At 66.1% G+C, this 18578-nt stretch carries 15 protein-coding genes and 1 CRISPR repeat array; of the genes, 11 read left to right on the forward strand and 4 right to left on the reverse strand.

Going from position 1 to position 18578, the window contains the following annotated elements:
• Positions 1–358: 358 nt before the first annotated feature.
• The 3 genes from C8N34_RS24375 to C8N34_RS24385 all read right to left on the reverse strand — a co-directional run bounded on the left by C8N34_RS24375 (position 359) and on the right by C8N34_RS24385 (position 2114).
• Positions 359–1375, reverse strand: a complete 1017-nt coding sequence (locus tag C8N34_RS24375) for an IS110 family RNA-guided transposase (RefSeq protein ID WP_108130871.1) — start codon at positions 1373–1375, stop codon at positions 359–361.
• Positions 1376–1545: 170 nt separating this feature from the next.
• Positions 1546–1857, reverse strand: coding sequence for a type II toxin-antitoxin system RelE/ParE family toxin (locus tag C8N34_RS24380; RefSeq protein WP_108130872.1), 312 nt, complete (start codon positions 1855–1857; stop codon positions 1546–1548).
• The gene (locus tag C8N34_RS24385) at positions 1854–2114 is read right to left on the reverse strand and encodes a CopG family ribbon-helix-helix protein (protein WP_108130873.1); all 261 of its coding nucleotides are present in this window, start codon (positions 2112–2114) and stop codon (positions 1854–1856) included. Before C8N34_RS24385 ends, C8N34_RS24380 begins: the two co-directional genes overlap by 4 nt.
• A gap of 292 nt (positions 2115–2406) precedes the next feature.
• Here C8N34_RS24385 and repA point away from each other — a divergent pair, with 292 nt between their 5' ends.
• The 11 genes from repA to cas2e all read left to right on the forward strand — a co-directional run bounded on the left by repA (position 2407) and on the right by cas2e (position 14413).
• A complete protein-coding gene (gene repA / locus C8N34_RS24390) occupies positions 2407–3585 on the forward strand; it encodes a plasmid partitioning protein RepA (RefSeq protein WP_108130874.1) in 1179 nt (392 codons plus the stop codon).
• Positions 3585–4574 carry a plasmid partitioning protein RepB gene (gene repB, locus C8N34_RS24395; protein WP_108130883.1) on the forward strand — a complete coding sequence of 330 codons (990 nt, stop codon included), beginning with the start codon at positions 3585–3587 and terminating at the stop codon, positions 4572–4574. Before repA ends, repB begins: the two co-directional genes overlap by 1 nt.
• A gap of 159 nt (positions 4575–4733) precedes the next feature.
• Positions 4734–5930 carry a plasmid replication protein RepC gene (gene repC, locus C8N34_RS24400; RefSeq protein WP_108130875.1) on the forward strand — a complete coding sequence of 399 codons (1197 nt, stop codon included), beginning with the start codon at positions 4734–4736 and terminating at the stop codon, positions 5928–5930.
• A 3-nt stretch (positions 5931–5933) separates the two neighbouring features.
• A complete protein-coding gene (gene cas3, locus C8N34_RS24405; RefSeq protein WP_242013912.1) occupies positions 5934–8456 on the forward strand; it encodes a CRISPR-associated helicase Cas3' in 2523 nt (840 codons plus the stop codon).
• 356 nt (positions 8457–8812) lie between these two features.
• A complete protein-coding gene (gene casA, locus C8N34_RS24410) occupies positions 8813–10291 on the forward strand; it encodes a type I-E CRISPR-associated protein Cse1/CasA (RefSeq protein WP_108130876.1) in 1479 nt (492 codons plus the stop codon).
• Complete coding sequence (gene casB / locus C8N34_RS24415; RefSeq protein ID WP_108130877.1) at positions 10288–10764, forward strand: type I-E CRISPR-associated protein Cse2/CasB; 477 nt, start codon at positions 10288–10290, stop codon at positions 10762–10764. Before casA ends, casB begins: the two co-directional genes overlap by 4 nt.
• Positions 10761–11831 carry a type I-E CRISPR-associated protein Cas7/Cse4/CasC gene (gene cas7e, locus C8N34_RS24420; protein WP_108130878.1) on the forward strand — a complete coding sequence of 357 codons (1071 nt, stop codon included), beginning with the start codon at positions 10761–10763 and terminating at the stop codon, positions 11829–11831. Before casB ends, cas7e begins: the two co-directional genes overlap by 4 nt.
• Complete coding sequence (cas5e, locus tag C8N34_RS24425) at positions 11831–12520, forward strand: type I-E CRISPR-associated protein Cas5/CasD (protein WP_108130879.1); 690 nt, start codon at positions 11831–11833, stop codon at positions 12518–12520. The genes cas7e and cas5e overlap by 1 nt, the downstream gene beginning before the upstream one ends.
• The gene (gene cas6e / locus C8N34_RS24430; protein WP_108130880.1) at positions 12517–13188 is read left to right on the forward strand and encodes a type I-E CRISPR-associated protein Cas6/Cse3/CasE; all 672 of its coding nucleotides are present in this window, start codon (positions 12517–12519) and stop codon (positions 13186–13188) included. Before cas5e ends, cas6e begins: the two co-directional genes overlap by 4 nt.
• Complete coding sequence (cas1e, locus tag C8N34_RS24435; protein ID WP_108130885.1) at positions 13185–14129, forward strand: type I-E CRISPR-associated endonuclease Cas1e; 945 nt, start codon at positions 13185–13187, stop codon at positions 14127–14129. Before cas6e ends, cas1e begins: the two co-directional genes overlap by 4 nt.
• Positions 14126–14413: a type I-E CRISPR-associated endoribonuclease Cas2e gene (cas2e, locus tag C8N34_RS24440; protein WP_108130881.1), complete on the forward strand. Its 288-nt coding sequence runs from the start codon at positions 14126–14128 to the stop codon at positions 14411–14413. The genes cas1e and cas2e overlap by 4 nt, the downstream gene beginning before the upstream one ends.
• Positions 14414–14494: 81 nt before the next feature.
• Positions 14495–18183: a CRISPR direct-repeat array (repeat unit 29 nt; unit sequence CTGTTCCCCGCACACGCGGGGATGAACCG).
• A 38-nt stretch (positions 18184–18221) separates the two neighbouring features.
• Here cas2e and C8N34_RS27325 read toward each other — a convergent pair.
• Complete coding sequence (locus C8N34_RS27325; protein WP_108130882.1) at positions 18222–18461, reverse strand: nucleotide-binding protein; 240 nt, start codon at positions 18459–18461, stop codon at positions 18222–18224.
• Between the last annotated feature and the right edge of the window lie 117 nt (positions 18462–18578).

Consider the following 18578-nt stretch of genomic DNA (forward strand, 5'->3'; position numbering starts at 1 on the left):
TCAAGGCCGATCCTTTTGATCTCCATGGCACGAGCCCTCCTGTTTATCTTCCTAGGATACGCCACCCGAAGGCGGCGGGGTCCATACCATTGCCCCCTGTTTGGCAAGCAGAATCTTTGATTTGTCGGCGGGGTCTTCGATCGGACGTGTGTCAGGCCTCGGAGCGTGGCCTTCATGACGCCACGGGCCGGTATGCTGTTCGGAAGGCTGGGTTCACATCGGTTCAGAGAGCTGCAAGCGCTCGAGCGCCGGGTCTGAATTTCCCGCCTTGAACTTCGAAGTCCGTGTCGCCTACTCCTCGTCGATCGCTCACCCCGGCCTTGCGGCCATGCCGTGCCGCTGCCCTCCCGGGCTCGGGTCACGCCATTCTGTAATCCTGCTCCTTTGTTGTCAGTGCCCAGATCATCCGGGCCATCTTGTTTGCAAGCGCAACGGCCGCGACCATCTTTGGCTTGCGCATCACGAGCGTTGCCAGCCAGCGGTTTGCGCTGCCACCTTTGCGCACTACCCAGCGTATCACGCTCATGGCGCCAACAATGAGCAAGCGGCGGATGTCAGTCTGACCCATCTTGCTGACCGCACCCAGCCTGGTCTTGCCGCCAGTGGACCTCTGGCGTGGCACCAAGCCAAGCCAGGCGGCAAAGTTGCGCCCGCTGTCGAACGTGTCGAGATCCGGTGCAAAGGCTGCGACGGCGCCTGCGGTGACAGGGCCGATCCCCGGGATCGTGCAGAGCCGACGCAATTGATCATCCGTCTTTGATGCCGCTTCGAGTTCACCCGCCAGTTGTTCGATCACTTCCGTCAGCCTGGCGATCTGGTCGAGATAAATCGCTCCCATCTCCCGGACCTGGATCGGCAGAACGCTGGTCTCGTCGGCCAGCGCGTTCTCGAGCACCTTCAGGCTCGCCGGCCCTTTCGGCGCCACCAGCCCAAACTCAGCCAGATGCCCCCGCAGCGCATTGATGAGCTGTGTGCGCTGCCTGACCAAGCATTGGTGCGTCCGAAAGGCTACTGCCCGGCCCTGCGTCTCGGCACTCTTCACAGCCACGAACCGCATGGTGGGGCGCGAGGCCGCCTCCGCGATGGCTTCAGCGTCCGCTTTGTCGTTTTTCTGGCGTTTGACAAACGGCTTCACATACGCCGCCGGCACCAGGCGCACCTCATGACCATGGAACTGCGCCACCCGGCCCCAGTAATGTGACGTGGCGCAGGCTTCCATCGCCACGATACAGGATTGCTGCTCAGCCAGAAGCGCCGCCAGGCGAGTCCGTGACAGAACGCGATTGTATAGAACCGCCCCATCCAATCCAATTGCGCAGACTTGGAAACTGCCCTTCGCCAAGTCGATCGCCAGCATGCTGATCGGTGTCGTCATCGATGTGCCCTCCCTTCGGTTCCGGTGAAACCATCATGGCATACGTGATGCCGTTGGGTGGGGGCATCCACCGCATCAGTTCAAAGCCATTCCTGTCGATTGCCGCAAAGGCGGCCTAAAGCGCGGGTCTTTCAGCGGCGCGCAAGGAACATGCGGGGCCTTGAGAGGTCTCAAGCCTTCGGCCACTGTTCATCGGGCCAGTCTCGTGCCGTATGGATCACCCGAAGTACGGCAATCGCTTCTCCGGTGGGGCTGGGGCTGATCGCATAGGCGATGATATAAGGCAGGGATCTTACTGGCTTCTCATAGGTATTGGCCACACGGCCGGGGCGGCCCGTCGGAATATCCGAAAGCGCGGCGGCAGCGGTGCTGATCGCATCGGCGACACGTTGTGCCGCCGCCGGGTTTTCCGCCGCGATATAGGTCACTTGCGCCTTCAGGTCGTCCAGTGCGGACTGTGACCAGATGACGGGACGTTTCACGCCTTCCCGCCACGGGTCGCGTCGATCGCCGCCCGAACAGCGGCCATAGCCTCATCATGTGTCACGGTGCGACCGGCGGCGACATCTGCAAGGCCGCGCTCAATCCCGTCAATGATTTCCAGTTCCCGATCCACATAAGCCTCTACCGCCTCGCTGGCCAGAAAGGCTCTGCTGCGGCGTGTGCCCTGCGCCAGACGGCCAAGCTTGTCCTTGACGTCAGGGCTGATGCGGATTGTCAGTGTTGTGCTGGCAGGCATAAGACCCCCCTGTCATGGCGCGTGTGTTCGCTTGTACACATTTAAGCACAAATCTTCCTGCTGAGCCAGTGTCAACTGCCAGCAACATATCGGGCTGGCGAACGGGGTCTGTGGCGGGTCGTCGACGGATCGCGTTCTCTGGCGCAGGGCTGCCGTGGATCTTGTGCCCCCCTGCCCTGCCGGCGCCATATCTGGCAGAATGTTCTTGCCCGAATCTGATTCTTGCTTCATTTAATTACGCCAAGAACTGAAAATTCCGAAGAATGCCGTAACAAACGGTGCGGGGCAGTAGATGAAACAGACCAACGAACGCATCGACCGGCTGGTCGGTGACCATGCCGCCCGCCTGTCGGAACGGCTCATGGCGCATCGCGCGCAGCTTTTCCCGCCCGACGCCCGCAAGGAATTGCGGCGCTTTACCAGCGGCGAGGTCGCCGGGCTGCTGGGGGTGAAGGACGCCTATCTGCGCAAGCTTTCGCTTGAAGGGCGCGGGCCACAGCCGATGACCGGGCCGGGCGGCCGCAGGCTTTATTCCTCGGCCGACATCATGGAACTGCGCCGTCTGCTTGAGGCCGGGACCAAGACCCCCGGCACTTATCTGCCCGGCCGACGTCCGGGTGACCATCTTCAGGTCATCACCGTCATCAACTTCAAGGGCGGGTCCGGCAAGACCACGACCGCCGCCCATCTGGCGCAGAAGCTGGCGCTGGACGGCTATCGCGTGCTGGCCATCGACCTTGATCCTCAGGCCAGCCTTTCGGCGCTGCATGGCTTCCAGCCCGAGTTCGACCTGCTGGATGGCGGCACGCTTTACGATGCCATCCGCTACGAAGACCCCCTGCCCCTGCGCGACATCATCCGCCCGACCTATTTCACCAACCTCGACATCGTGCCCGGCAATCTGGAGCTGATGGAGTTCGAACATGAAACCCCCCGCGCGCTCTCCGCGCGCGGCGGTAACCTTTTCTTCACCAGGATTTCCGATGCCTTGGTGCAGGTCGAAGGCGATTACGACGCCGTTGTCATCGACTGCCCGCCGCAACTGGGGTTCCTCACGATGTCCGCGCTGTCTGCCGCCACCGCTGTTCTGGTCACGGTGCATCCGCAGATGCTCGACGTGATGTCGATGTGTCAGTTCCTTCTGATGACCTCGAACCTGCTGGGCGTGGTGGCCGATGCTGGCGGCAACATGAATTACGACTGGCTGCGCTATCTGGTCACCCGCTACGAACCCGGCGACGGGCCGCAGAACCAGATGGTCAGCTTCATGCGCAGCCTGTTCGGCGATCATGTGCTGAACCACCCCGTGCTGAAATCCACCGCGATTTCCGATGCGGGCCTGACCAAACAGACGCTCTACGAGGTGGAGAAAGCCGATTTCACCCGCGCGACCTATGAACGCGCGATGGAAAGCCTGAACGCCGTCAATGGCGAGATCGAGGCGCTGATCCAGCAGGCATGGGGGCGCTGATGGCCCGGAAAGACGTTCTGAAGGGCCTGCTTGATGCTCCGGCAGGGGCCCCCGCCGAGGCGGCCGAGGCCCCTGCCCTGCCGCCCCGCTCCGGCCGGGGGGCGATCGGCGCCGTCTCGCGGTCCATCGCCGATCTGAAAGCGCGCTCGGTCGTGGAGATCGACCCTTTCCTGATCGAGGCTGGCGGTGTGCGGGACCGTCTTGAAACCGATGATGCGGCCGAAGCGGGCCTGCGCGGCTCCATCGCTGAATATGGCCAGCAGGTGCCGGTTCTGCTGCGCCCGCATCCCGAGAAGGAAGGCCGCTACCAGATCGTCTATGGCCGCCGCCGCGTTCTGGCGATGCGCGACCTCGGGCAGCCGGTCAAGGCGCTGATCCGCGATCTGGACGACCGCGAGCTGATCCTGGCGCAGGGGCAGGAAAACACCGCCCGCCGTGATCTGTCATTCATTGAAAAAGTCAATTTTGCCAGACAGTTGCAAGAAATCGGCTATGACCGGAAGGTCATCTGCGACGCCCTTTCCGTGGACAAGACGCTGCTCAGCCGGATGCTTTCGGTGGCAGATCGCATCCCGGCCGAGATCATCGCAGGCATTGGCAGCGCGCCCGCGGTCGGGCGTGACCGCTGGGTGGCGCTCGCCAGTCTGATGGAAGAAACCGAGACGGACGCCGCCACTTTGCAATCCATGATCGCGCTGTCGGGGGCTGCCCGCTCGGATGACAGGTTTCAGGCGGCGTGGGACTATATGGCGCGCATCATCGAACGTCGCCGCGCCGCCGATGCGGCCCGCCTGCCCGAGGCGCAGCGGCTTTACACCTCTGACGGGGTGCCGCTGGGACAGGCGAAATACGACCGGAACTTCTGCACGCTGAAGCTCCGGCTGGCCCATACCGAAGGTTTCGAGGATTGGTTGGTGCAGGCCCTGCCCGACCTTTTCACCGACTGGCAGGCGCGGAAACTCCGCAATGCCGGGAAAGATACACCCTGACCGGAAAGGAGGCACGACCCGGCAAAACGAAAAGACCCCCCAGGACTTGCGTCCCGAGAGGCCCATTCTTGATCTAGCACTCAAGGAATAGCCCCTCGTTTGCCCTGCTGTCAACTGCCCGATTCGGGTGGCGGGTCTCTTTTTGTCTCGTGACATCACATGCAACATATTTCCCTGACGCCCTTCGGGCGGCAGTCGGTCACTTCTGGCCTTCTGGCAGCGCGCCAGCGGGCGGAAACGGCTCCGGCCCTGCCCCGTATCGACAAATGGTCGATCTTCAATGACCTGCGCACCGCCCGCGCCCGCTTTGGCCTGAGCGACCGGGATCTTGCGGTGCTTTACGCGCTGTTGACCTTCCTGCCCGCCAAGGTGCTTGAAGATGACGCGGCGCTGGTGGTGTTTCCGTCGAATGCCAGCCTGTCGGACCGGGCGCATGGCATGGCCGAAAGCACCCTGCGCCGGCATCTGGCCGCGCTGGTGGCCGCCGGGCTGATCTGGCGGCAGGACAGTCCCAATGGCAAGCGCTATGCCGCGCGCGATGCCTCGGGCGCGCTCAGCCTTGCCTTTGGCTTCGATCTGCGCCCATTGCTGAACCGCGCCGCCGAGATCGCCGCCGCCGCCGCCGAGGTGACCGAAGCCGCCGAGACCCTGCGCCGTTCGCGTGAGGCGCTGGTGCTGCGGCTGCGCGATGCGGCCAAGCTGATCGCCTATGGCCTGGAAAGCGCCCTGCCCGGCAACTGGGACGGCCTTGCCGCCCGCCTGCTGCCGCTGCGGGCCGCGTTGCGTCGCAAGATGGATATGGAAACCATCACCCGCCTGCTGGATCAGGCTGGGGATATCTTGCGCGCCCTGAACCGAATGGTGTGTGTTGCGACAGAGGAAATGGTCGGCTCTGCCGCTCATTCCGGGCGTCACCATACGAATTCAAAACCAGATTCTTCGGATTCTGAACCTTGCCAAGAAATGGCAAAGGCGGCGGCCGATACGCCAGAGCCTGAGCCAGGACCGGAAACCGAGGCTGAACCCGTGCTGCCGCTTTACATCGTGCTGAAGGCCTGCCCCGACCTGCGGCTTTACAGCCGGACCAACCTGACTTCCTGGCGTGATCTGGTGGCAACCGCCGCCGAGCTGCGCGGAATGATGGGTATTTCTGCTTCCGCATGGGAGGAAGCGCTGCATGTCATGGGCCCTGCCCCGGCGGCCATCGCGGTTTCGGCCATGTTGCAGCGGATTGGCAGCATCCAGAACCCCGGCGGCTATCTGCGGGCGCTTTCGGCGCGCGCGGCTTCGGGCGGCTTCTCGCCGGGGCCGATGATCATGGCGCTGCTGAACCGGCCAACCGCCGTGGCGGCGTGAAAGTTGACAGCTGTCAACTCCGGTGATCGGGTGGTGGAAAACGGGGGCGAGATGCGCGGTTATCTGGACTGGCCGGGAAAAAGCGCCATTGCGGAGGGAATGCCGGAACATCCGGCCGTCTATCACATGCTGGATGTCGCGGCAGTGGCCGAGGTGCTGATTGCTCCGTTTCGCTTTCCGAAGCCATTGACGCAAGCACTCATCCTGCTGACGGGGTTGCATGATCTGGGCAAGATCGGCAACCAGTTCCGGGCGATGCTGCGTGACGGGGGGCGACAAAGCCAGAAGCATTGGGAAATCACCGAAGTCCTGCTGCGGCACCATGAAAAAATGCTGGAAGACAGGCTCGGTGCCCAGTGGCGGCCGCTGCGCCAGCTGGTCGCGGCATCGGCGGGCCATCACGGCTGGCCGCCGGGCCTGAACGACAAGGGATTCAGCGGTCCGCTTGGCCTGACTGGCATGCAGGCGGTGGAGGATTCTGGCGAGGTTGTCGCGACCTTTCTCGCGCTCTGGCCCGAGGCATCGCTGGCCGATGTCACGACGGCACAGGCGAAGGCGTTATCCTGGTGGCTGCCGGGGCTGGTGACGGCGGCAGACTGGATCGGCTCCAATACCGGGTGGTTTCCGGCGATGGCGGCGGGGCCGGATCTGGCGGATTACCTGACCGGCGCGCGGGAAAGGGCCGCGCGCGCGGTGTCCGAGGCCGGGCTTGCGGGCACCCCGATCGGGACTGTGCCGCTGTTCGATTTCTCCCTGCGCCCGATGCAGGCCGCCTGTCAGTCCATCGACCTGCCCGAAGGCCCGATGCTGGCGGTGATCGAGGATGAAACCGGGGCTGGCAAGACCGAGGCCGCGCTGATCCTGGCCCAGCGGATGATGCAGGCGGGCAAGGGGCGGGGCCTGTTCTTCGCGCTGCCCACCATGGCGACGGCGGATGCGATGTTTGCGCGCGCCGAGACGGTGCTGGGCAGGTTGTTCGCGGGTGTCCCCTCGGTCACGCTGGCGCATGGGCGCAGTGCCTTGTCCGAGCGGTATCGCAGCATCGTCAACGCCGCGCGCGAAAGCAGCGATACCATCACCTGCACCCCCTGGCTGGCCGAGAACCGGCGCAAGGCGCTGTTGGCGGATGTGGGTGTGGGCACGGTGGATCAGGCCCTTCTGGCGGCCTTGCCCACGCGGTTCAACACGCTGCGGCATTTCGGCCTGTCGTCGAAGATCCTGATTGTCGATGAGGTCCACGAGATCGGCGAACCCTATATGGCCAGCGTGCTGGAACAGCTTTTGCGGCTGCATCGCGGCGCGGGCGGATCGGCCATCCTGCTGACGGCGACGCTGCCGCTTGATCTGCGGCGGCGGTTGCTGGCCACCTATGAGGGCGCGGCCGAAAACCCGGCCTATCCGGCGCTGACGCTTTCCTCGGGCGCGGTGCGGACAGATCTGCCGCAAGAGACCGGCGCGAAAGGCGCGGTTGCCGTGGCCCGGCTGGACAGTGCCGCCGAGGCGGTGACGCTGCTGGCGCAGGCGGCCGGGCAGGGCGCGGCCTGTGTCTGGGTGCGCAATGCGGTGGATGATGCGATTGCCGCGGTGCAGGATTTGCGGGCGGCCGGGGTCGAGGCCGACCTTCTGCATGCCCGTTTCGCCCTTTGCGACCGCAAACGGATCGAGGCCGCCGCGCTGAGCCGGTTCGGCAAGGCGGGTGCTGGCCGTGCGGACAGGGTGATGATTGCAACTCAAGTCATTGAATCTTCTTTAGATTTAGACTTCGATGTCATGGTTTCCGACCTTGCGCCCATGGCGGCGCTGGTGCAGCGCACCGGCCGGTTGTGGCGGCATATGGAGGCGCGGCCCCGGGCGGGCCGGCCGGTTCCGGCGCCGGTGCTGCATGTGGTTTCGCCCGATCCGGCGGCGGTTGCGGATGCGCATTGGCTGAACCGGGTGCTGGATCGCGGCGCCTTCGTTTATCCGCATGACCTGCAATGGCGCACGGCGGATCATCTGTTCCGCGAAGGCCGGATCGTCGCGCCCTCCGGGTTGCGCGGGCTGATCGAGGCGGTGCATGGCGCGGACCTGCCGCCGGTGCCCGAACCGCTGCTGCACGCCGAGGCGGAGCGGCTGGGCAGTAACGCGGCGCGCGGCGCCCATGGCTGGCAGAATGTGATCCGACTGGCTGAAGGCTATCGCAACGGCGGGGCGGCGTCGAACGATGCCGATTATCCGACGCGGCTGGGCTTGCCGCAGCGGGTGCTTGTGCTGGCGCGGGCAGGGCAGGGGGGCTTGCAGCCCTTCGCCGCAGGGCCGGAGGGCTGGGCCTTGTCAGAGGTGACGGCGAGCCTCGTGCGGCTGGCGGCATTGCCCCTGCCGGATCAGAACGCCCCGGCGATTGTCGCCGTCAAGGCCGGCTGGCCCGACTGGAAGCGCGACGCGCTGTGGATCTGCCCCGTGGCGGAGGATGGCGCGATCTGCGAGGGGTTGCGCTATGATCCGGATTTGGGTTTGTTGTTCGATACCCCGCATGTGCGGGGATGACCCGCACTATCGGGGATCCTCTTGTGAGGGAGAAAGCGTTCCCCGCCAACGCGGGGATGTAAGCACTAGCGCGGTTCCTCTATGTGAGGGACCGGGGGAGGTTGTTAGGAGGGGGGATTGACAGAGCGTGCCCGAATCACGCAGGATGAAAAAAGCCTCAATGCCTATCCGGCACCGAGGCTTTCCTGAAGTTATGGCGTGCCGTTGCAGCGGCAAGATCTAGAGGGGTTGGCACAGTGCATAAAATACCCTGAGTTCTCCCCGACTTGGATGAACCCATTTTAGCGGGATCCTAAGCCGGGGCAAGGCCTGCGTGAACAGCGCGGGCCTTTTTTCTCTAGCCCTGAGGTGTTTTCTTGTCCCTAAATCTCATTACCGACCCGTGGATTCCCGTTCTTGATCGCACCGGCGCGCGGCGGGTGATTGCGCCCTGGCAGATGGCCGATGCGACGCTGTTGCGGCCGGACTGGCCGCGCCCCGATCTCAATATCGCCTGTCTGGAGCTGCTGATCGGTCTGGTTTATCTGGCCGATCCGCCCGCCGATGCCGAGGATTGGGAGGATCGCCAGACCCCGGACCCCGACCGCCTGCGCGCCCGGCTGGCGCCGCTGGCCCCGGCCTTCAACCTGCTGGGGGAAGGGCCGCTGTTCCTTCAGGATCTGGAGCGGCTGGAGGGGGAGGCCAACCCCCCCGATATGCTGTTCATCGACAGCGCCGGGGCGAATACGGCGCGGAACAATGCCGATCTGATGGTGCATCGGGAGCGCTATCCGGCGCTGGAGGCCGGGCTTGCGGCGATGGCGCTTTATGCCTTTCAGGCCCATGCACCCAGCGGCGGGGCGGGCAACCGCACCTCGATGCGGGGCGGTGGGCCGCTGGTGACGCTGGTCGATCCGGGGCAGGGGTTGTGGCCACTGATCTGGGCCAATGTGCCGGACGGCACGCCGCAGGCTGTGGCCTGCCTGCCGTGGATGGCGCCGACGCGGCTGTCGGACAAGGGTGCGCAGGTGCCGCCGCCGCAGGGGGCGACCTTCGGCCCCGAGGCGTTTTTCGGCATGCCGCGCCGTCTGCGCCTGATTGCCGCGGGCGATCTGGTGACGGGGGTGGTGCAAAAGCCCTGGGGCACGAATTATGCGGGCTGGATGCACCCGCTCTCGCCGCATTACCGGCTGAAGGCGGGCGAGGAATGGCTGCCGGTTCATCCGCGGGCCGGGCGGTTCGGCTATCGGCACTGGCTGGGCATTCTGGCCGAGGCGCCCGACACCGCCTTGCGCGAACGTGCGGCCTGTCTGCGGGCCTATGGGGGCCGGGTGCGCGATCCGGGCGGGGCGACGGTGCTGCTGGCGGGCTGGGCGATGGACAATATGAAGCCGCGTGACTTTACGCTGTCGGTTCAGCCCTTTGTCGCGCTGCCGGGGGAGGCGGCGGGGATGCTGGCCGGTCTGGTGGAGGCGGCCGAACAGGCGGCGCTTGCGCTCCGCGCCGCGCTGGAGCCGGTGCTGGCTGGCGGAGAGGCCCGCGAAGCTCAGCGCGAGGCTTTTTATGCCGAGACCGAACCCGCTTTCGGCGCGGCTCTGGCGGCGCTGAGAGCCGGGGAGGCCCCGGCCGGGGTGGCGGCGCGCTGGCTGGCGGAATTGCAGCGCGCGGCGCTGGCGCGGTTTGACGCGCTGGCGCTGCCGGGGCTGGACCGGCGCGAGACGGATACGATCCGGGCAATCGTTGAGGTGCGCGGTTTTCTGGCGATGGCCTTCCGGGGATATGGCAAATACGGCGGGACGATGTTCGGCAAGTTGCAGATGCCGCTGCCCGCGAAGAAGAAGGGCAGGGCGGCATGAGCGATGGTTCGATCATTCTGGGCTGGTGGGCGCGCGAGCTGGGCGACCGGCGAAGTGCTGCGGCGCGCGGTCTTGCGGCACGGCTGCGGCGGGCGGGGCCGGTCGATGCGCTGGCGGAACGTGCGGTGCATGATCTGGCCCGTTCGCTGAACCTGCGCGATGGCGAAAGGCTGGCCTTTCTGGTGCGCCTGCTGGCCGAGGTGCGCGAGCATGAGGCGCGGCCGCTGGCGCGCGCTCTGGGCGGGGCGGAACCGCTGATGTCGGAACTGCGCTTCCAGCGGCTGATGCGGGCGGAGGGCGATGAACTGCCCGGGGCGCTGCGCCGCGCCATCACCCTGGCCGACCGCCGGTGCAACGTGGCGCGGCTGGGCGGCGACCTTCTCTATTGGGGCGAGGAGGTCCGCCGCCGCTGGTGTTTCGATTATTACGGGGTGGAGGCGCCCCAGACGGTTTCCGAGGAGATTTCCGAATGACGACCTTCCTGCAATTCCACATCCTGACGCCCTGGGGCCCCTCGAACCCCAACCGCGACGATCAGGGCCGGCCCAAGCAGGCCATGGTCGGCGGGGTGCCGCGCCTACGGATTTCCTCGCAATCGGCGAAGCGGGCGATCCGGGAAAGCACTTATTTCGCGCTGGATCTGGCGGGCAATCTGGGCACGCGGACCAAGCGGCTTTATGGCGAGCTGGTGAAGCGGCTGATCGCGGGCGGGGCCGAGGCGGCGGCGGCGCAGGCGGCGGCCGAGACGGTGGCGGCGATCTTCGGCAAGCTGGATGCCCCGAAGAAGGACGCTCCGGCCGACCGGGTGGCGACGACGCTGGCCTTCATCTCGCCAGCGGAATGGGCGCTGGCCGAGGAACTGGCGGGGCGCATTCTGGCGGGCGAGGAACTGCCGAAGGAGAAGGATCTGAAAAAGCTGGTGCTGCGCCGGGCCGACGGGGCGGTGGATATTGCCATGTTCGGCCGGATGCTGGCCGATGATGCCGATTTCAACCGCGAGGCGGCGGTGCAGGTCGGCCATGCGATGACCACCCATGCCGCGCAGGCGGAGGAGGACTGGTTTTCCGCCGTGGACGATCTGAACAAGGCCGGGGAAACCGGCGCCGGGCATCTGGGGGAAACCGCCTTCGGCTCGGGCGTCTATTACCAGTATGTCTGCGTGAACGTGGATCTGCTGGTGGAAAATCTGGGCGGCGACCGTGACCTTGCCGCGAAGGGGTTGCAGGCGCTGGCAAAGGCGCTGGCGCTGGCCGCGCCCACCGGCAAGCAGAACAGCTTTGCCAGCCGCCCGCGCGCCCATTACATCCGGGCAGAGCGCGGCACCGCGCAGCCGCGTGACCTGACCGGCGCCTATTTCGTGCCGGTCAAGGCGCAGGTGGGCATTCCGGGCGCGATTGACGCGCTGGAAAGCATGGCCGACAGGATCGACGCGGCCTATGGCGCGGTGGCGGAGGCGGTCGAGGTGATGGATGTCGAACGCGGCCACGGCTCGCTTCAGGCCATCGCGGATTTCGCCGCGGCGTCGGTGGGGCAGGGGTGATGCAGCCTCATCTCGTTTTCACCCTGACCGCAGCACTTGGCGCCATGGGCGATCTGGCGGGGCATGAACGGCGCGGCACGCTGGACTGGCCGGGGCGCTCGGCCATCCTCGGGCTGCTGGGCGCGGCTCTGGGTCTGCGGCGCGATGATGATTTTTCGGCGCTGGAGGCGCTTTCGATTGCGGTGGCGGTGTTCGATGGCGGGACGATGCTGCGCGATTACCATACGGTTGAAACTGTCCCCTCGGCGGCGGTGAAGCGGGCAAATTCCCGCCCTGAGGCGCTGCGTCTCGCTGGCAAGCTGCGAACCAATACCACGATCACCCTGCGCGATTACCGGGGCGGCGCCTGTTATGGCGTGGCGGTCAGCGGCGAGGGGCTGGAGCGGTTGCGCGCGGCGCTGGAACGGCCGGTTTTCACGCTCTGGCTCGGGCGCAAATCCTGCCCGCTGGCGGCGCCCGTGGGCGCGCGGATCGTGTCGGCAGAGGGGCCGGAGCAGGCGCTGCGTCACCTGCGCCTGCCGCCCTGGCGCGAAGGGGCAGTGGCGCGGCGGATGATGGTCGATGCCACGCTGCAGGATACGCATGTGGAACAGCGGATGGACCGCGCGACCGACCGCGCGCACTGGCATTTCGTGCCGCGTGCCGTGGCGGTGCGGGCGGTCTGTATCGCGCCGGAGGCTGCGGCATGACGCTGTACCTGTCTCGTCTGCGCCTGTCGCGCCATCCGCAGGCGCGGGCGCTTGACCAGCTTCTGAACCCCGAGGATCCCGGACAGCGGCTGGATGCGCATCACCGCCTTCTGTGGGCCGCTTTCTCGGACGGGCCGGACCGTCGCCGCGACTTTTTGTGGCGCGCGGAGGAGGCGGGCGCGTTCCTGACCCTTTCGTCGCGCCCGCCGGTGGCGGGCGATCTGTTCGACGCGCCGCAGGTGCGTGATTTTGCGCCGGTCCTCACAGTGGGGGACCGGCTGTCCTTCGCGTTGCGCGCCAATGCCACGCGCGACCGCAAGGGGCAGGGCCGGGTGGATGTGGTGATGGACGCGCTGCATGGCCTGCCCAAGGCCGAACGCGCCGTCGCCCGCATGGGGCTGGCACAGCAGGCGGGGGCGGAATGGCTGTCCCGCCACGGCGAGGCCGGGGGATTTCACCTGATCGGCGTCAATGTGAACGATTATTCCGTCATGGCGCTGCCCGGTCATCGCGGCGTGCGCAGGGGCCAGCCGCAATTCGGCATCCTCGACATGACCGGCATGCTGGAAGTCACCGACCCCGCCGCTTTCGTGGCACGTCTGGCGCAGGGCTTTGGCCGCGCGCGGGCCTTCGGATGCGGGCTCATGCTGATCCGACGCGCGGGATGAGCGGGGGCATCCCCGGCCTGCCGCCGCCGCGCCCCATTCCGCTGAAGGACCGGGCGCAGCTGGTCTTCGTCGAACGCGCGCAACTGGATGTGCAGGATGGCGCCTTTGTCGCGGTCAATGGCGATGGCACGCGCACGCAAATTCCGGTGGGCGGTCTTGCCGGCCTGATGCTGGAACCCGGCGCGCGCATCTCGCATGCGGCGGTGGCGCTGGCCGCGCGGGTCGGCACGCTGATCACCTGGGTGGGGGAGGGCGGCGTGCGTCTTTATTCCGCCGGTCAGCCCGGTGGCGCGCGGTCGGACAGGCTGCTCTGGCAGGCCAGCATCGCGCTGAACCCGGAGGCGCGGCTGCGCGTGGTGCGCAAGATGTATGCCCTGCGCTTCGGCGAGGAAGCGCCGCAGCGTCGTTCGATCGAGCAGTTGCGTGGCATCGAGGGCGTGCGGGTGCGTCAGAGCTATGATCTCCTGGCCCGGCAGTTCGGCGTGCCTTGGAAGCGCCGCGCCTATGACGTGCAGGACTGGGACGCGGGCGATCTGCCCAACCGCTGTCTGTCCTCGGCCACCTCCTGCCTGCATGGTCTGACCGAGGCGGCGGTTCTGGCCGCAGGCTACGCACCTGCCATCGGTTTCCTGCATACGGGAAATCCGCTCAGCTTCGTCTATGACATCGCCGATCTTTGGAAGCTGGAAACCGTGGTGCCCGAGGCGTTCCGCATCGCGGCACGGGCGGCAAAGGGCCAGCTCGACATGGCGCCGGAGCGCGCGGTGCGGCTGGCCTGCCGCGATGCCTTCCGCCGGTCGGGCCTGCTGGCGAAGATCATCCCGCGCATCGAGGAGGTGCTGTCGGCGGGCGATCTGCCCCGGCCCGACCCGCCGCCCGAGGCGCTTGGCCCCGCGTTTGACGATGGGGCGCCCTCGGGAGATGAGGGGCATCGGGGATGATGGTGGTGGTGGTCTCGAACGCCCCGCCGCGACTGCGCGGGCGCCTCGCCGCCTGGCTGCTGGAGGTGCGGGCGGGTGTCTATGTGGGCGACTATTCCACCCGCACGCGCGACCGGATCTGGGCCGAGGTGGTGACCTATATCGAAGAGGGCGACGCGGTGATGGCCTGGACCGCCCCGACCGATCAGGGCTTTGACTTTGCGACGACGGGCCGAAACCGAAGGATGCCCGCGGATTTCGACGGTCTGAAACTGGTCAGCTTTCACCCCGCGAAACCTGACTGAGCAGACCGGGCCGGGGAGCAAAAAATCGGTAAGTTCTTTGACATCGTAATTATGAAGTGAAATCAGATCCTTCTGGGAAGGCTGTTCCCCGCACACGCGGGGATGAACCGTCGGAGTTCACGAGCATTTGGCATGTGATCGGCTGTTCCCCGCACACGCGGGGATGAACCATCAGATGGCCGGAAACTTTTTCGTCATGGAGGCTGTTCCCCGCACACGCGGGGATGAACCGCTGAATGAACAGAGAAATGGCCCCCGCCCGGTCTGTTCCCCGCACACGCGGGGATGAACCGCCGACATGCCCGCCGCTGCCACGCTCGAACACCTGTTCCCCGCACACGCGGGGATGAACCGTTGCGGAGAAGGCGCGCGGCCAACGAAATGGCCTGTTCCCCGCACACGCGGGGATGAACCGCCGCAGGCTTGGCGCCGTAGACATTGGAGGCGCTGTTCCCCGCACACGCGGGGATGAACCGCTGCCGGTGACGGTCAATGTCACCGCAGGGGCCTGTTCCCCGCACACGCGGGGATGAACCGCGGTCGGTCAGGATGGGCGTCGGGCCTATGAACTGTTCCCCGCACACGCGGGGATGAACCTACGTTCGGATGGACGCAGAGCGCCGTTGATCACTGTTCCCCGCACACGCGGGGATGAACCGACCTTCGCGGAGATAGTGGTCTGGCCTATGCCCTGTTCCCCGCACACGCGGGGATGAACCGCTGGTCGAGGCTGGCGCGAGCAATCAGGCGCTCTGTTCCCCGCACACGCGGGGATGAACCGCCGCAACTCTGCCCGGCAAGATCGGTGCTGGGCTGTTCCCCGCACACGCGGGGATGAACCGCCTACTACAGTGCGCTCAACTGCCTCTCTCACCTGTTCCCCGCACACGCGGGGATGAACCGCGGACAAGCGAAGGCTATGTTGTCGCTCGGGCCTGTTCCCCGCACACGCGGGGATGAACCGTTGCAGACGCCAAGGCTAAAATCCTCTCGGATCTGTTCCCCGCACACGCGGGGATGAACCGCACTTGACCGGCTGATTGAGGCTGTGGAGGCGCTGTTCCCCGCACACGCGGGGATGAACCATCTGGCGGATGGTGCGGTGGTCTATGGCGGGCCTGTTCCCCGCACACGCGGGGATGAACCGGCAGCACGGTCAATCTTGGAGACTCGTTCAATCTGTTCCCCGCACACGCGGGGATGAACCGGTTGATTTCCCGGCCGCGCGCGCGCCGGTGAGCTGTTCCCCGCACACGCGGGGATGAACCGGCGATAGCACTGTGAGCGGCGCGAATGACGCTCTGTTCCCCGCACACGCGGGGATGAACCGCGTGTTCCGGTGGGCTTCGCCCAGCGTTTCGCCTGTTCCCCGCACACGCGGGGATGAACCGGCGCCAGCGTCAGCATCGGCCAGAACGGTGAACTGTTCCCCGCACACGCGGGGATGAACCGGCTGCGCGGGCAGCGGCGTCCAGTGTGTGTGGCTGTTCCCCGCACACGCGGGGATGAACCGCCGATATGGCGAACATCTTGGCGCATCTAAGCCTGTTCCCCGCACACGCGGGGATGAACCGTGTCCCGTTGGCGGCCAGCGCCGCGATGAATACTGTTCCCCGCACACGCGGGGATGAACCGGCGACGGGTTTCTACCTGCGCGGCCTGCCGATCTGTTCCCCGCACACGCGGGGATGAACCGTTGCAGACGTTCACGTTTGACGGGCGGTTTGCCTGTTCCCCGCACACGCGGGGATGAACCGTCGCGCATCAGCCCGCGATTGCGCAGACGAATCTGTTCCCCGCACACGCGGGGATGAACCGGCGGTAAGACGTGGATATTGCGGCGCTAGGCTCTGTTCCCCGCACACGCGGGGATGAACCGCGCGACCGAGCGACATTGCCACCCCCATAGGCCTGTTCCCCGCACACGCGGGGATGAACCTGACCGGCATTGCCTCTGATGACGGCGCGCTGACTGTTCCCTGCACACGCGGGGATGAACCGGTGAAACAGCTTGGCAAAGCTGACCGGGAGCCCTGTTCCCCGCACACGCGGGGATGAACCGAAATCACGCCCGCTCAAGATCGTGTCTGCGGCCTGTTCCCCGCACACGCGGGGATGAACCGCCGACATGGCCACCAGAGCCACGCTCGAACACCTGTTCCCCGCACACGCGGGGATGAACCGTCGCGAGCGCATGGACGCAGTGGGATATCGGCCTGTTCCCCGCACACGCGGGGATGAACCGCCTGATGCCGACCGACGACAAACCGGACGCCACTGTTCCCCGCACACGCGGGGATGAACCGGATGCGGGGCTGCCGGTGCGGCGGGTGGCCATCTGTTCCCCGCACACGCGGGGATGAACCTTCGGACGTGCCGATGGCGGCGGCAAGGGCGGCCTGTTCCCCGCACACGCGGGGATGAACCGATGGTCGAACTTTACGCAATGGAGAATGCGAACTGTTCCCCGCACACGCGGGGATGAACCGCCATGTTCGCCAAGCGGCATCCCAGTCCCGGACTGTTCCCCGCACACGCGGGGATGAACCGGATGGCCTTGCGATGGGCTGAACCGACGCTGCCTGTTCCCCGCACACGCGGGGATGAACCGGATGTAGGTCGGTGTCCCGGTCAACTCGCTGTCTGTTCCCCGCACACGCGGGGATGAACCGCCGTGTCCGCGGTCTGGCGCCACGCCTCAGATCTGTTCCCCGCACACGCGGGGATGAACCGCACCCCGATCTAGCGGCAGAGGTTGGCGCCTACTGTTCCCCGCACACGCGGGGATGAACCGTGGGCAATCATGTCGCGCCTTGAGGGCGGGGCCTGTTCCCCGCACACGCGGGGATGAACCGCTCGTTTGTCGGCCATGTGTTGCTGCCCACACCTGTTCCCCGCACACGCGAGGATGAACCGGAGGCGTAATGGACTGGCACGACGCGGCACATCTGTTCCCCGCACACGCGGGGATGAACCGCCTATGCCGGGAATGACACGACCGGCTTCAACCTGTTCCCCGCACACGCGGGGATGAACCGCCCTCTGCGCGCAGAGCATGCGCGACGATGGGCTGTTCCCCGCACACGCGGGGATGAACCGACAATGACCACGCAGATCCGCAGCATCGGCGACTGTTCCCCGCACACGCGGGGATGAACCGGATGATGCCACTCTTGCCGGTCGTCGCCATGCCTGTTCCCCGCACACGCGGGGATGAACCGCCTGCCGATGGACATCGCGCGCGAGCCGCGTTCTGTTCCCCGCACACGCGGGGATGAACCGCGCGTCAACTATGGCATTGCGTTGGGGGTCTGCTGTTCCCCGCACACGCGGGGATGAACCGCGGAATGCCATTCCCAGACATTGGCTTTACACCTGTTCCCCGCACACGCGGGGATGAACCTTCCGCATGATCCGTCTCAATATCGCGTCCGGTCTGTTCCCCGCACACGCGGGGATGAACCGCTGCACTGGCCGCCGAAAAGCGGCGCGTGTCCCTGTTCCCCGCACACGCGGGGATAAACCGCCGGTCAGCCGTGGCTTTCAGTCGCGCGTAATCTGTTCCCCGCACACGCGGGGATGAACCGACGGTGCAGGGCGGCGGTCGCGGCGATAAAACCTGTTCCCCGCACACGCGGGGATGAACCGCGGAGCGGGTCGACGCGCGGGCGCTGTGATGTCTGTTCCCCGCACACGCGGGGATGAACCGCGATGCGGCATCTCCGGCTATCCTATTGCGTCCTGTTCCCCGCACACGCGGGGATGAGCTGACTGCGCAGGAGGGCCTTCCAGGAAATCTGGCCGGGATCTATTCGGGGCGGACGGTCTCTGTGGCCCTGCCGCGATCGATGAATGACCTCTGGCGCATGAAATTCGCGGTCTGCCCGGCCCTCATCCAGTTCAGACAGGATTTCGAACTGTCGGTGTCGAAGATGGTCACCGTCTCGCCGCGGGCCATCGCGGCTGAGGCGAGGGCACGGCAAAGCGTGCTTTTGCCTGATCCGCCCTTCCTGTTCATCACCAGCACAACCCGTATTCCGTATTCCATCGCACCTTTCCCACATTCCACAGGCTCTGTTGCACAAATCGGGTTATGGCCGAGGTTCCCCTTTCCCCGGACGGACTTATCCCACAGCTTCCGTGACGGGTATGCCGAGCGCGGTGT

It is taken from the genome of Gemmobacter caeni (genome assembly GCF_003054195.1).
Lineage (GTDB): Bacteria > Pseudomonadota > Alphaproteobacteria > Rhodobacterales > Rhodobacteraceae > Gemmobacter > Gemmobacter caeni.